At 66.3% G+C, this 14961-nt stretch carries 10 protein-coding genes; 4 read left to right on the forward strand and 6 right to left on the reverse strand.

Annotation, left to right across the window (positions count from 1 at the left end; genetic code table 11):
* The first annotated feature begins 222 nt into the window (after window positions 1-222).
* The 4 genes from PJW05_RS11055 (at window position 223) to PJW05_RS11070 (ending at window position 7647) form a co-directional block, all read left to right on the forward strand.
* Entirely contained in the window at window positions 223-2292 is a 2070-nt protein-coding gene (locus tag PJW05_RS11055) for a DUF1302 domain-containing protein (protein ID WP_271411741.1), read from the forward strand.
* Window positions 2293-2353: 61 nt separating this feature from the next.
* A complete protein-coding gene (locus PJW05_RS11060) occupies window positions 2354-3721 on the forward strand; it encodes a DUF1329 domain-containing protein (protein WP_271411742.1) in 1368 nt (455 codons plus the stop codon).
* 443 nt (window positions 3722-4164) lie between these two features.
* A complete protein-coding gene (locus PJW05_RS11065; RefSeq protein ID WP_271411743.1) occupies window positions 4165-5253 on the forward strand; it encodes a WD40/YVTN/BNR-like repeat-containing protein in 1089 nt (362 codons plus the stop codon).
* A gap of 18 nt (window positions 5254-5271) precedes the next feature.
* Window positions 5272-7647: an efflux RND transporter permease subunit gene (locus tag PJW05_RS11070; protein WP_271411744.1), complete on the forward strand. Its 2376-nt coding sequence runs from the start codon at window positions 5272-5274 to the stop codon at window positions 7645-7647.
* 321 nt (window positions 7648-7968) lie between these two features.
* Here PJW05_RS11070 and PJW05_RS11075 read toward each other — a convergent pair whose 3' ends face one another.
* The 6 genes from PJW05_RS11075 to PJW05_RS11100 all read right to left on the reverse strand — a co-directional run bounded on the left by PJW05_RS11075 (window position 7969) and on the right by PJW05_RS11100 (window position 14784).
* A complete protein-coding gene (locus PJW05_RS11075) occupies window positions 7969-9615 on the reverse strand; it encodes a BatD family protein (RefSeq protein WP_271411745.1) in 1647 nt (548 codons plus the stop codon).
* Entirely contained in the window at window positions 9615-11330 is a 1716-nt protein-coding gene (locus PJW05_RS11080) for a VWA domain-containing protein (protein ID WP_271411746.1), read from the reverse strand. Before PJW05_RS11080 ends, PJW05_RS11075 begins: the two co-directional genes overlap by 1 nt.
* Window positions 11327-12346: a vWA domain-containing protein gene (locus tag PJW05_RS11085; protein ID WP_271411747.1), complete on the reverse strand. Its 1020-nt coding sequence runs from the start codon at window positions 12344-12346 to the stop codon at window positions 11327-11329. The genes PJW05_RS11080 and PJW05_RS11085 overlap by 4 nt, the downstream gene beginning before the upstream one ends.
* Window positions 12339-12830: a DUF4381 domain-containing protein gene (locus tag PJW05_RS11090; RefSeq protein ID WP_271411748.1), complete on the reverse strand. Its 492-nt coding sequence runs from the start codon at window positions 12828-12830 to the stop codon at window positions 12339-12341. Before PJW05_RS11090 ends, PJW05_RS11085 begins: the two co-directional genes overlap by 8 nt.
* A complete protein-coding gene (locus PJW05_RS11095) occupies window positions 12827-13702 on the reverse strand; it encodes a DUF58 domain-containing protein (protein ID WP_271412206.1) in 876 nt (291 codons plus the stop codon). The genes PJW05_RS11090 and PJW05_RS11095 overlap by 4 nt, the downstream gene beginning before the upstream one ends.
* Window positions 13703-13824: 122 nt before the next feature.
* On the reverse strand, window positions 13825-14784 hold the full coding sequence (locus PJW05_RS11100) for an AAA family ATPase (RefSeq protein ID WP_271411749.1): 960 nt from the start codon (window positions 14782-14784) through the stop codon (window positions 13825-13827).
* Between the last annotated feature and the right edge of the window lie 177 nt (window positions 14785-14961).

Consider the following 14961-nt stretch of genomic DNA (forward strand, 5'->3'; position numbering starts at 1 on the left):
CGTCGCATGGGTCGTGAAATATTTCTGGCGGCCATCGACGAATTGGCACCATGGTTGCAATCCCGCTGGCGATTTAGCCCCGTTTCGGTGCATTCGGGACGGGGTGCGCTCTGCGCTGGGGATTTCCTGCCGAAGCAAGACAAGGCCGCCAGGCGGCTGGACAAACGAGCCCGCCCGACGGGCCGCCAATAACAAAGTGATCAGTCCACGGAGTAAGACTCGATGGAGCTCAAGTCTCGTAAGCCCATGTTGCGTTTCGCACCGGCCAAGGCAGGTTTCGCCTTTGCCGGTATCCTGCCGCTGCTGGTAGCCGCCCAGGCCCAGGCGGTGGAGTTCAGCTTCGCCAACGACGAAATTTCCGGTTCCCTTGATACCACCGTCTCGTACGGCCAGCTGTGGCGCGTCCAGGGTCGCGACAAGACCAACGACGACATCAACACCAACGACGGCAACCGTAACTTCGATACTGGTCTGGTTTCCGAGGTCTACAAGATCACCTCCGACCTGGAAGCGACCTACAAGAACTACGGCATGTTCGTCCGTGGCACTGCGTTCTATGACACCCAGATCATGGACAAGCGCAATGACTACCTGGACAACAACAACCCGGCGCAGCCAAGCCAGAACTTCCCGAAGGATGACAGCTTCACTCACGAAACCCGCCACAAGGCCGGCCGTGATGCGCAGATCCTCGACGCCTACCTCTACGGCAACTGGGACGTGGCCGACATGCCGGTCTCCGGCCGTATCGGCAGACAGGTGTTCAACTGGGGCGAAGGCATCTTCTACCGTGGTGGCGTGAACACCACCAACCCGGTGGATGCCGCCAAGTTCCGCCTGCCGGGCTCCGAACTGAAGGAAGTGCTGGTGCCGGTGGAAGCCCTGAGCTTCAACCTCGGCCTGACCGAAAACCTGTCGATGGAAACCTTCTACCAGTGGAACTGGAAAGAATCGGCCATCGACCCGGTGGGCACCTACTACTCCGAAACCGACCTGTTCGCCGATGGCGGCAATACCGCCTATTCGACGCAACCGGCACTGCTGCCGCTGGCAGGAGCCTATTCCGCTCTTAGCGCCCAGGGGCTGGGCGGTCTGGCGGGTGGTCGCACCGTCGATGAAAACGGTGTGATCAAGGTCGCGTCGATCCGTCCGGATATCAACGCCAAGAACGACGGCCAGTTCGGTGTGGCCTTCCGCTACATTGCCGAAGAGCTGAACTCCACCGAATTTGGCTTCTATTTCGTCAACTACCACGCCAAGGAGCCGACCATTCAGGCTGACCTTGGCAGCTACGCTGGCGCCACTCGGCAGCAAATCGCCCAGGGCGTCGTGACTGCCCAGACTATCCAGCAATTGATCCAGGGCGGCTTTAATCAGCAGCAAATCGCGCAGGTCGCCGCGGGTGGGACCACTGGGGTGCCAGCGTTCGATGCAATCATTGGCGGCGCGCTTGCAAACATCCCGAACTTGGTTGCTGCTGGCTTGGCTGATCCAGCGTCCGAACTGTCCCAAGCTGCGAATGGCCTGGCAGTGATCGATGTAGCGAACCAAGTCAACGCCCGTCGTGAGTACGCCGAAGACATCCGCATGTACGGCTTCAGCTTCAACACCACCATCGGCGACGCGTCGGTGTTCGGTGAGCTGTCCTACCGTCCGAACCTGCCGATCGGCATCGCCACCACCAACGACCTGCTGGGCGACCTGCTGCTCCAGGCGCCGCAACTGGCGTCCGGAAGTGTCGTCAACATCGGCGGCCAGAGCGTGCAACTGGGCGACTCGATCCACAACTACGAGCGCGTAGAGGCCTACAATTCGTCCCTGGGCACCATCTACAACTTCGGCCCGGCGCTGTCGTTCGACTCCCTGATCGGCGTGGCCGAGCTGGCGTCCGAGCACCTGCGCGGCAGTGACCTGCAATACACCGCGTTCAACGGCCAGAAGCGCTACTACTCCGGCCGTGGCAACAGCTCCTACGTCTCCGGCGGCGACCGCGACGACCAGGTCAACAAGAACGCCTACGGCTACACCCTGCTGCTTTCCGGTACCTGGAACGATGTCTACGCGGGCGTGAACCTCTCCCCCTTCGTCGTCTACAAGGACGACTTCGAGGGCAACTCCTACCAGACCGGCAACTTCATCGAGGGCCGCAAGGCTTACACCCTGGGTGTCAAGGCCAGCTACCTGAACGCTCTGGAAGCCGAGCTGCAGTACACCGAGTTCTACGGCGGCGGCCAGAACAACTCGGTACGCGACCGCGACAACATCGGTCTCAGCGTCAAGTACTCCTTCTAATACCGACAAGAACAAGACGGGCGCCCAGGCGCCCGATACGGACTCATCACGGAGAAAACCCATGCTGAAAAAGCTTTCGCTGATTAGCGCCGCGGTTGCCCTGGCGCTCGCCGCTGGCAACGCCCTGGCGCAGGTTTCGGCCCAGGAAGCCGCCAAGCTCGGCGCCAGCCTGACCCCCTTCGGCGCCGAGAAGGCCGGCAACGCCGCTGGCACCATTCCCGCCTGGACTGGCGGCATCACTCAGGTTCCGGCGGGCTACAAATCCGGCCAGCACCATCCGGACCCGTTCCCGGAAGACAAGCCGCTGTTCACCATCACCAAGGCCAACCTGGACCAGTACAAGGCCAACCTGACCCCGGGTCAGATCGCCCTGTTCAACGCCTACCCGAGCAGCTTCCAGATGCCGGTCTACCAGACCCGCCGCTCCGGCTCCGCGCCGCAGTGGGTGTATGACAACAGCATCAAGAACGCCACCTCCGCCAAGCTGCTGGATGGCGGCAACGGCTTTGCCGACGCCTACGGCAGCATCCCGTTCCCGATTCCGCAGAACGGTGTCGAGGCCCTGTGGAACCACATCACCCGCTATCGCGGTTCCTACATCGTGCGGCGTGCCTCGGAAGTGGCGGTGCAGCGCAATGGCGACTACTCGCTGGTGACCTCGCAACAGGAAGCCCTGTTCAAGTACTACAACCCGAAAGGTTCGTACGCCGACCTGAACAACGTCCTGTTCTACTACCTGTCCTTCACCAAGAGCCCCGCCCGCCTGGCCGGTGGCGCGACCCTGGTCCACGAAACCCTCGACCAGGTGAAGGAACCGCGCCAAGCCTGGGGCTACAACGCTGGCCAGCGTCGCGTGCGCCGTGCACCGAACCTCGCCTACGACACCCCGATCGCCGCCGCCGACGGCCTGCGTACCGCCGACGACACCGACATGTTCAACGGTGCCCCGGACCGCTATGACTGGAAACTGGTGGGCAAGAAGGAAATCTATATCCCGTACAACAACTACAAGGTTTCCAGTCCGGACATCAAATACAAGGACCTGCTGCAACCCGGCCACCTGAACCCGGCGGTCACGCGTAACGAGCTGCACCGTGTGTGGGTCGTGGAAGGCACCCTGAAGTCCGGCGCCCGCCACATCTACTCCAAGCGCACCCTGTTCCTCGACGAGGACAGCTGGCAAGCCGCCGTGGTCGACCAGTACGACGGCCGTGGCGAGCTGTGGCGCGTATCGGTGGCCTACCTGAAGAACTACTACGACCTGCCGACCACCTGGTCCGCGCTGGACGTGTTCCACGACCTGCAGGCCCGCCGTTACCACGTGCAGAACCTGGACAACGAAGAACCGACCACCATCGACTTCACCCAGGCCATTCCGGACGATGGCTACTTCAAGCCGTCCGCCCTGCGTCGTCGCGGTACCCGCTAAGCGACACCCGAAGGAAGAAGGCCGCTCTCGTAGCGGCCTTCTTCTTTTTGGGAGGAGCCGACTGAAGGCTGGACGAAGGGATGCCGCGCGGCTGAAGGTTGGTGCGGGCCACGCGGGTCCGGGCGAAGCGAGGCCCAATGTTTCACCGAAAATCCCGCCTGTTGGGCTTCGCAGGCTCAGCGCCAAGCAGCGAAGGCGGAAGGGCCGATACAAACGCTGAAGGCTAATCGAAGGAGCTTGTCCCGGCCTTGGTCCGAGCGAACCCGGTCCAACCTCCAGCCATGATCCTCGATCTAGGGCTCGTCGCTCACGGTTACAGAGCGCCACGGGTGATTAACAAAACATAACGTCCCGCCGATTGTGCGCGCTTTCCAAAGCTGGCTAGGATTACTGCGCCTGCCTGCCCGGGACAGGTCCATCTATAACAAAAAGGGGAAAGGTGTATGAGTGAGCCCGTCATGCGGCGCACCCCGTCCGGCCTCTCCGTGGAGAGCCTCCACAAGCCGACGTTCCGCTTCCACTCGCCGCTGGCCAAAGCGCTCTCGCTGTTCAGTGTGCTCTCTGTCCTCGCTGTCGCCGCCGTGCCCATTACCGCATCCGCGCTGGCCGCCGACGCGCCGATCCTCTCCATCGAGTCGCCCAAGGCGGTAAGCAGCCTGCTGCTCGATGTCGCCCACGCCGGCAAGCGCCTGGTGGCCGTCGGCGACCGTGGGCACATCCTCTATTCCGATGACAACGGCAAATCCTGGACCCAGGCCAAGGTGCCGACCCGCCAGATGCTGACCGCTGTCTATTTCGTCGATGGCCAGAAAGGCTGGGCCGTCGGCCACGACGCGCAGATCCTCTCCAGTGAGGACGGCGGCGCTACCTGGACCGTGCAGTTCGAAGACCTGCAGCGCGAAGCGCCGCTGCTGGACGTCTGGTTCAAGGACGCCAGCACCGGTTTCGCCGTGGGGGCCTATGGCGCCCTGATGGCCACCCGTGACGGCGGCAAGAATTGGGAAGACGTCGGCGACCGCCTGGACAACGAAGACCAGTACCACCTCAACGCCATCGCCGCGGTGAAGGACTCCGGCCTGTTCGTGGTGGGCGAGGCGGGCAGCATGTTCCGCTCCTCCGACTGGGGCGAGACCTGGGAGCGCGTCGAAAGCCCCTACGAGGGTTCGCTGTTCGGCGTGCTCGGTGCCGCCGAGCCTGGTGTGGTGATCGCCTATGGCCTGCGCGGCCACCTGTTCCGCTCCGCGGATTTCGGCAGCAGTTGGGAGACCGTGCCGCTGCAGGCCGCCAGTGGCGAGCTGGAGTTCGGTCTGTCCGGCGGCGCGCTGCTGCCCGACGGCAGCCTGGTGGTGGTCGGCCATGGCGGCAGCGTGCTCAAGAGCACCGACAATGGCCGCAGCTTCGCGGTGGTGAACCGCAGTGATCGACTGTCACTGGCCAGCGTCATCGCCGATGAGAAGGGCAACCTGATCCTGGTGGGGCAGGGTGGTGTGCGCGTGGCGTCGCCGACCGGCGCCGAGCTGGGCCAACTATAAGAAAGGCGGAGAGTTTCGATGACGACCCATCACCAGGACAAGGCGACCTTCCTGGAGCGCCTGATCTTCAACAACCGGCCGACAGTGATCATTCTCTGCCTGCTGACCACCGTCCTTCTCGCCTGGCAGGCGCTGCAGGTTCGGCCGTCCACCAGCTTCGAAAAGATGATCCCGCTCCATCATCCCTACATCCAGAAGATGATCGAGCACCGCAATGACCTGGCCAATCTGGGCAACACCGTGCGTATTTCGGTGGAAGCCAAGAACGGCGACATCTTCAACAAGGAGTACATGGAGACCCTGCGTCAGATCCACGACGAGGTCTTCTACATCTCCGGGGTTGATCGCTCCGGCCTGAAGTCCCTGTGGAGCCCCAGCGTGCGCTGGACCGAGGTGACCGAGGAAGGCTTCGCCGGCGGTGAAGTGATCCCGCAGACCTACGACGGTTCCGCCGCCAGCCTGGAAGAGCTGCGCAACAACGTGCTCAAGTCCGGCCAGATCGGCCGCCTGGTGGCCAACAACTTCAAGTCCAGCATCATCGACGTGCCGTTGCTCGAGTCCTACCCGGACCCGAACGACCAGGGCACGCTGCTGAAGCTCGACTACCGCCAGTTCTCCCATGAGCTGGAAGAGAAGATCCGCGACAAGTACCAGCAACAGAACCCCAACGTGAAGGTCCACATCGTCGGCTTCGCGAAGAAGGTGGGTGACCTGATCGATGGCCTGATCATGGTGGTGGGCTTCTTCGGCATCGCCTTCCTGGTCACCCTGGTGCTGCTCTACTGGTTCAGCTGGTGTATCCGCAGCACCATCTCGGTGCTCTGCACCACCCTGATTGCGGTGATCTGGCAGTTGGGCCTGATGCACCTGGCCGGGTTCGGCCTGGACCCCTATTCCATGCTGGTGCCCTTCCTGATCTTCGCCATCGGCATCTCCCACGGGGTGCAGAAGATCAACGGTATCGCCCTGCAATCCAGTGATTCCGACAACGCCCTGACAGCCGCGCGGCGTACCTTCCGCCAGCTGTTCCTGCCGGGCATGATCGCCATCCTGGTGGATGCGGTGGGCTTCATCACCCTGCTGGTCATCGATATCGGCGTGATTCGCGAACTGGCCATCGGTGCCTCCATCGGCGTGGCCGTGATCGTCTTCACCAACCTGATCCTGCTGCCGGTGTCCATCTCCTACATCGGCATCAGCAAGCGGGCCATCGAGCGCAGCAAGCGCGACGCCCAGCGTGATCATCGCTTCTGGCGCCTGCTGTCCAACTTCGCTCATCCGGTGGTGGCGCCCATCTCCGTGGTGATTGCCCTGATCGCCTTCGGTGGCGGCCTCTGGTACAGCCAGAACCTGAAGATCGGCGACCTCGACCAGGGGGCTCCGGAGCTGCGCCCGGACTCGCGCTACAACCAGGACAACAACTTCATCATCAACAACTACTCCACCAGCTCCGACGTACTGGTGGTCATGGTCAAGACCGGCCCCGAGGGCTGCTCCACCCATGAGGCCCTGGCGCCGGTGGACGAGCTGATGTGGAAGATGGAGAACACCCCGGGCGTGCAGTCCGCGATCTCCATGGTCACCGTCTCCAAGCAGGTGATCAAAGGGATGAACGAAGGCAACCTGAAGTGGGAAACCCTGTCCCGCAACCAGGACGTGCTGAACAACTCCATCAGCCGCGCCGAGGGCCTGTACAACTCCGACTGCTCCGTGGCGCCGGTGCTGGTGTTCCTCAATGACCACAAGGCCGAGACCCTGACCCGCGCCGTGAACGCGGTGAAGGAATTCGCCCAGCAGCACAACCGCGAAGGCCTGGAGTTCATCCTGGCGGCCGGTAACGCCGGTATCGAGGCCGCCACCAACCAGGTGATCGCCCAGGCGGAGCTGACCATCCTGATCCTGGTGTACATCTGTGTGGCGGTGATGTGCCTGATCACCTTCCGCTCCGTGGCGGCCACCCTGTGCATCGTGCTGCCGCTGATCCTCACCTCGGTGCTGGGCAACGCGCTGATGGCCTTCCTCGGCATTGGCGTGAAAGTGGCCACCCTGCCGGTGATCGCGCTGGGCGTGGGTATCGGCGTGGACTACGGCATCTACATCTACAGCCGCCTGGAGAGCTTCCTGCGTGCCGGCCTGCCGCTGCAGGAGGCCTACTACGAAACCCTGAAGTCCACCGGCAAGGCCGTGCTGTTCACGGGCCTGTGCCTGGCCATCGGCGTGGTCACTTGGATCTTCTCGGCCATCAAGTTCCAGGCCGACATGGGCCTGATGCTGACCTTCATGCTCCTCTGGAACATGTTCGGTGCCCTGTGGCTGCTGCCGGCCCTGGCACGCTTCCTGATCAAGCCCGAGAAGCTGGCGGGCAAGGTCGGTGGTTCGCTGCTGGCTCACTGAGCCCGGCAGCGGGACAAGAAACCGCGGCCCTGGCCGCGGTTTTTTTATGGGCGTGATCTGGGGGCCTGGCCACCTCGGACTCCGTAGGTTGGTGCGGGCCACTCTGGTCCGAGCGCAGCGAGGCCCAACAACCCGCACATCGCTGGGCTTCGCAGGCTCAGCGCCAGCCTACGAAATGCCCTTGGCCCAGCCTTGCAGCCAGCTAGCGTCGCAGGCAGGGCCGGTGACTCATGCCACGCGCAATGGGCGTGGTTCCCCACGTTCAAATGAATTCGCTACCACCGGGAAAGGCCCAGGATTAGCCCCCGGTCGCGGGGACGGCTATCGCGGATACAGCGGCGGTAGCTGGCCGGATTCGCCGGTCACCTGCTGCCGTTCGGCGGCCGGCAAGGCGCGGATGGCCTTCCACAGGTCCTCGCCCTGCCAGTGCTGGCCGATCTCGCTGTAGAGGGCGCCGTTCAGCCCATCCATGGCGTCGGACAGCGGCACGAAGCGCGCGGCCATGTCGGCGAGGGTCTCCGGTTGCTGGCGTGCCCAGTTGTCCAGGGCCTGGCGGGTGGCGTGCGGGTCGTTGGACTGGCAGGCGCGGCGCAGTTCGTCCAGCAGGGTGCGTGGGCTCGGCCCGGCCTGGGCGGTGGGCAGGACCGCCGGCAGACGGCGGGCGCGCCACCACAGGCCGAACCCCAGCAGGGTGGTGCCGGCGAGCAGGGCGCAGGCGAGCTGCCAGGGCCAGAGCCGCGCCTGGGCCTGCGCATTGCCGACGGGGGCTTCGGCGGTCGGCGCCGGGCGGGCTTCCAGTTCGGGGTTGCTGGCGACTTCCAGGGTGCGCGCGGGAATCTCGCTGCGCTCCAGACGGTTCTCCCGCGTGTTCCACCAGGTCACGACAACCGCCGGCAGCTCCAGGCGACCGCTGCTGGTGGGCACCAGCGCCTCGCGTTCCTCGCGGCTGCCGAGCAGGCCGCGCTCGTCGGTCTTGTTGCCCAACTGCGGTTGGTCGGGATAGCGCCGCAGTCCCTGGGCCTGGGTGGCCGGCAAGGGTGGAATCTGCGCGCTGGAGAGGCCTTCCACCGTCATCATCAGGCTGCGGGTCAGCGAGTCGCCGGTCTGTACGCCGGCGGGGTCGGGGCTCCAGGATTCGGTCAGGGTCAGGTTGCGCGCCGGCAGCCAGGGCGCGTCGGCCGGGTATTCGGCGGGCTTGGGTTTGACGTTGAGGGGGATGCGCGGCGAATTCACCCGCGTCAGCTTGCCGGGGCGCGGGCCGAAGGGCTGGTAGCCGGATTCGCTGCCGGGGTCGACCAGGGTGGCACTGAACACCTGCGGGGGAATCTCCAACACGCCGCTCTTCTGCGGGAAGAGCGCGTAGCGCACCTCGATCACGCCGTGGCGCACACCGTTGATTTCCTTTTCGTAGGTGCGTGGTTCGCCCAGCCGCTCGACGCGGGCGTCGTCCATCTGCAGCGGGCTGAGGCTGCTGTCGTCGTAAAGGGACACCGAGTGGTAGATGCGCAGGGTCAGCATGGCCTGAGCCTGCACGTAGACGCTTTCCTGGTCGAGGCTGGCGTCGATGAACACCGGCGCCAGGTGGCCGCCGGCTGGCTTGTCGGTCTTCTCGGCCTTCTGCACGTTGAGGGTGATGGGGGCGCTGTGCACGTCGCCCAGCTTCAGTGCGGGAATGGTGACGAAGCCGGCCTGCTTCGGCTGGAGGGTGATGATCCAGCGGGTGGCGCGGTCGTTCTTGCCGTTGAAGGTGCCGAGCTGGTTGATCTGACGGGTGCCGAGCACTTCGAAGTCCTGGTTCAGCGGCGTCAGGTCGGGTTTGCCGAACAGCGTCGGATCGGAGGATTCGAGGGTCAGCTCGACGGTCTCGCCTTCGCTGAGGCGGGTGCGGTCGACGTTCGCAGTGAAGCCGGCGGCCTGGGCGGCCAGCGTCAGCAGGCTGAGGAGGAGGGCGCAGAGCGGGCGCGTCATCACGGTTCTTCCTGGCGCTGTTGCTGTTCGTACCAGAACTTGCGGCGCAGCAGTTCGGCGGGGTCGTCGGGGATCTGCCGCAGCCATTGTTCGAGGGCCTGGCGGCGTTCGTCGCCCAGGGGTTCGTTGCTGGCGGTCTGGGTGGGCGCGTGGTCCCGGGGCGTGGTTTGCTCAGCGGTGCCGCCGCTGCCGGACGGCGTCTGGCTGCCTGGCTGGGCCTCGCCTTCGCCTGATTGTGGCGCGTCCTCGGCGGCACTGCGCTCGCCGGGCCGTTGCTGCGCGGAGGCCTGCTCGCCAGGCTGTCCGGCCTGTTGCTCGCCCGCCTGCTGGTCCTGGCTGGCGGCGGCTTCGGCTTCGCGCTGGCGCAGCAACGCCTCCACCAGGGCCTTGTTCTTCTGCGCGGCGGCCAGGTCGGGCTGGCGCTGCAGGGCTGAGTCGTAGGCGTCCAGCGCCGCTTCCAGCTCGCCGTCCCGGGCCAGGGCGTTGCCCCGGTTGTAATGGTCCGCCGCGCCGTCGCCCTGGGCGAAGCGCGCGGCGGCCTCGGCGTAGTCGCCGGCCTGGTAGAGCGCCATGCCCTGCCAGCGCGGGTCGGTGAAGCGCCGCGCCGCTTCGGCGGGTCGCTGTGCCTGCAGCAGGCGCTGGCCCTGCTGGTCCGGGCGCAGCCAGAGGTCGTCGAACTCCACGGCCAGGCTCGGGCGCGGCAACGCCAGCAGCAGTGGCAGGCAGAACAGCCAGCCACGGCGGCCGGCGCAGGCGGCGATCAGCAGCACGGGCAGCAACAGCCAGTGACCCTGGTCGGCCCAGGCCGCCAGCCGGGCGATTTCGCTGCTTTCGCGCAGGCTGCCGGGGCTGTCCAGCAGCCCCAGGCCGCGCAGGTCGCTGTCATCCAGCTGGACGCCGCTGTAGCGGCCGCCCAGGTCGGCGGCGAAGCGGCGCAGTTGGACGCTGTCGAGCTTGGGCAGGAGGATCGTGCCTTGGTCATCCTTGAGGAAGCCGCCGCCTTCCTGGGCAATGGGAGCGCCCGCCGCCGTGCCGACGCCGAGAATGGCCAGGCGCTCGGAGCGGGAGCCGAGGGCCTCGCGGATGCCCTCTCGTTCCTCGGTGCCGAGACCGCTGGTGACCAGCAACAGGCGTCCCTGGCCCTGGCCCCCCTGTTCCAGCAGGCGGAGGGCGCGGGCCACGGCCAGGTCGGCGCGGTGGCCCTGCTGCGGCATGATCGACGGCTTCAGCGACTCGATCAGGTTGAGGCTGGTCATCAGGTCATCGGACAGCGGCACCAGGCTATGGGCGCTGCCGGCGTAGACGACGATCGCCGTCTGCGCGTCGCGGCGGGCATCCAGCAGGTCGCGCAGCTTGCGCTTGGCCTGTTCCAGGCGGGTCGGGGCGATATCGCCGGCCAGCATCGAGGGGGTCAGTTCCAGCATCACCACCAGCGGGTCGGCGCGCTTCTGCGTGCTCTGTTCCACCTGCTGCCAGCTGGGCCCGAGCAGTGCCAGCAGGCCGAGCAGCCAGGACAGGCCAAGGGCCAGCCAGGGTAGCCGGTTGCCACGTTGGCGGCTGCCTTCGAGCAGCCAGGGCTGGAAGGCGCGGGGCAGCAGTTGTTCCCAGCGCCCGCTGCGCCGCTCGCGGTGCCAGAGCTGCCAGAGCAGCCAGCCCAGCAGCGGCAGCAGGAGCAGCCAGGCGGGCCGCAGCCAGTGGGGCCAGAGCGCGATCATGTGCGTCTCCGCAGCCACGGCGGGCGTTGTTGCAGGGCGTGGGGCCAGAGCACGTGGAAGGCCAGGGCGACGCTCAACAGCAGGGCGCCAGCCAGGGGCCAGCTGTAGAGGGCGTGGGCCGGGCGCGCCTGGCTGGCGCGCTGGGTCACCGGCTCCAGGCGGTCGAGGCTTTCTTCGATCGCCTCCAGTTCCTGGCTGTTGCGCGCGCGGAAGTACCGGCCACCGGTCTGTTCGGCGATGGCGATCAGGGTGGGCTCGTCCAGGTCCATGCTCGGGTTTAGGCCGAGGATGCCGAGCACGTCGCTCTGTTCCGGGTCAGCGCCGATGCCGATGGTGTAGACCTTCACCTGCTCCTCGGTGGCCAGGCGCGCGGCGGTCAGGGGGTCGATCTCGCCGCCGGTGTTGGCGCCATCGGTGATCAGCACCAGCACGCGGCTGTCGGCCGGGCGCTGGCGCAGGCGTTTCACCGCCAGGCCGATGGCGTCGCCGATGGCGGTGTTCTTGCCGGCGATGCCGATCAGCGCCTCGTCCAGCCAGGTTCGCACGGTGTCGCGGTCGAAGGTCAGCGGTGACTGCAGGTAGGCCTGGCTGCCGAACAGGATGAGACCGATGCGGTCGCCACGGCGGCCGTCGATGAATTCTCCCATCAGGTGCTTCACCAGGGTCAGGCGGCTGACGTCTTCTTCTTCCCAGCGCATGTCGGCGTAGTCCATGGAGCCGGACACATCCACCGCCAGCAGCAGGTCGCGGCCGCTGGTGGCCATGGGTTGTGGCTCGCCCACCCATTCCGGACGGGCGGCGGCGCAGAGCAGCAGCAGCCAGAGCAGCAGGAACGGGGCCTGCTGGCGCCAGGCCGGCAGGTTGGCGCGGGCACGGCGTCCTACCAGGCCTTCGAGGTCGGCGAGAAAGCTCACCTTCAGCGCCGCTTCGCCGCTGTCCGCCGGGGGCAACAGGAGGCGCAACACCCAGGGCAGCGGGGCGAGCAGGAAGACCCAGGGCCAGGTGAACTCAAACATGTTTGCGCACCCAGGTCTCGACAGACTGGTAGAGACCGGCGATGGCCTTGTCGTCCAGTTTGCACTGCGGCCGGTAGGCGCCTTCGACCAGGATCATCCAGCGCGTCAGGCCGGCCGCCGGACAACGGTTGTCGAGGTAGGCGAGCCAGGCGCGACCGCTCAGGGTATGGCTCTGGTCCGCGGGATAGTGCTGGCGGCACACGCGCTTGAGCAGGCCGTTGAGCTCCTGCAGCCAGGGGCCGGCCGGGGCGCCGTCGTAGGGTTTGGGCAGGTGCGCCAACTCGTCCAGGGCGGCCTGGCGCGCCGGGTCCAACGGCTGTTCGGCTTCGGCGGTCTCCTCGAACGTGGCCCGTCGTCGCCAGTACCACAGCCCCCAGGCCAGCAGGCCGAACAGGGGGGGCAGGCACCACCATCCGGGGGCGGGCGGCCACCAGGCAACGGCGGCCGGCGCGATCAGCGGCTCCAGTTCGTCCAGCGGATTCATTGCGCCCCCTTGCGCTGCAGGTAGTCACGCAGCTGGTCGATCATGCCTTCCTGGGTGGACAGGGGCAGCAACAGTACGCCGAGGCGCTGGGCGAGGCGCTCCCAGCGTGCGACGCGGGCCTCGCCCAGTTCGCGATAAGCCTGGCGCAGGTCGCTGGCGTGGGTGTCCAGCTCCAGTTGGGCGCCCTGCTCGGCGAAACGCAGCAGGCCGGCGGCGGGCAGGGCGTGGTCCAGGGGGTCGGACACCGGCAGGAGGATCAGGTCGGTGTGGCGGGCGAGCAGGGCGATCTGCTGTTCGGCGGTGTCGGACAGGGTGCGCTCGTCGCAGAGGATCACCACCAGGCTGCCTGGCCGCAGCACTTCGCGGGCGCGGCGCAGGGCCAGGCTGAAGCCTTCGCGCTGGATCGCCGCCTGCGCGCCAAGGGCCTGGTTGGCGCGGGCCAGCCGGCTGAGTAGCTGCAGCAGGCTCTGCTTGCTGCGCCGGGGTTTGATCTCGTGGTGCTCGCTGTCACTGAACACCAGGCCACCGACCCGGTCGTTGTGGGCCAGGGCGGCCCAGCCGATCAGGCTGGCGGCCTGGGCGGCGAGGACCGACTTGAACACCAGCCCGGTGCCGAAGAACAGTCGATGGCTCTGTTCCACCATGATGAACACCGGACGCTCGCGCTCCTCGTGGAACAGCTTGGTGTGGGGCTCCTGGGTGCGCGCGGTGACGCGCCAGTCGATGGTGCGCACGTCGTCGCCGGCCTGGTAGATGCGGACCTGATCGAAGTCCACGCCACGGCCGCGCAATTTGGAATGGTGCAGGCCGATCAGCGGACTGCGGCGGGCGGGGCTGGAGAAGATCTGCACCTCGCGGACCCGGTGGCGCATGTCGATCAGCTCCGCCAGGCCCACGTGCACGCCTTCCGCGCTGGCGGCCGGCGGGGCGAAGCCAGGTGTCGCCGGATGGCGTTTCCTGATCCGGAACTTCCAGGCCGCCGCTTTCAGGCGCATCAAGCCACCGCTACCACATCCAGGATGCGCTGGATCACCCGGTCCTGGTCGATTCCGGCGGCCTCCGCCTCGAAGGAGAGAATCAGACGATGGCGCAGCACGTCGAACAGCACCGCCTGGATGTCCTCGGGGCTGACGAAGTCGCGCCCGGCCATCCAGGCGTGGGCGCGCGCGCAACGGTCCAGGGCGATGGAGCCGCGCGGGCTGGCGCCCCAGGCCAGCCATTCGGCCAGCTCGTTGTCGAACTTGGCCGGGGTGCGGGTGGCCATGACCAACTGCACCAGGTACTCCTCCACGGCGTCGGCCATGTAGAGGCCGAGGATTTCCTTGCGCGCGGCGAAGATCGCCTGCTGGCTCACCTGGTGCTCGGAACGGGTTTCGCCATGCAGCGCCTCGCCACGGGCCTGCTGGAGAATCTTGCGCTCCACCGAGGCGTCCGGGAAACCGATGCGCACGTGCATCAGGAAGCGGTCGAGCTGCGCTTCGGGCAGGGGATAGGTGCCTTCCTGCTCGATGGGGTTCTGGGTCGCCATCACCAGGAACAACGGCGGCAGGTCGTAGGTGGAGCGGCCAATGGACACCTGGCGTTCGGCCATGGCTTCCAGCAGCGCCGATTGCACCTTGGCCGGCGCCCGGTTGATCTCGTCCGCCAGCACCAGGTTGTGGAAGATCGGCCCCTGCTGGAACACGAAGCTGCCGTTCTCCGGGCGGTAGATCTCGGTCCCGGTGATGTCGGCCGGCAGCAGGTCCGGGGTGAACTGGATGCGATGGAACTCCGCCTCCACGCCGTCCGCCAGGTCCTTGATCGCCTTGGTCTTGGCCAGGCCGGGGGCGCCTTCCACCAGCAGGTGGCCGTCGGCGAGCAGCGCGATCAGCAGGCGGTCGATGAGTTTTTCCTGACCGAGAATCTGGGTGGAAAGGACGTTGCGAAGGGCGACTAGCGCGTCACGGTGTTCCATCGATGGACTCGTCGAACTGGGGAAAGGAGAGCGGTAAGCCCTCCGCTGATGAGGCATCACTTTAATCCAGACCAGGGGAAGCGGCCTAGAAGAGCCTGTTGTCGGGGTATTGGTTCCGTGATGCAGGTGGGTTTTACGTCGCCCTGGCACCGGCGGCCGGCGCAGCCGCGCGGGAGC

Source organism: Pseudomonas sp. Q1-7 (genome assembly GCF_028010285.1).
Lineage (GTDB): Bacteria > Pseudomonadota > Gammaproteobacteria > Pseudomonadales > Pseudomonadaceae > Metapseudomonas.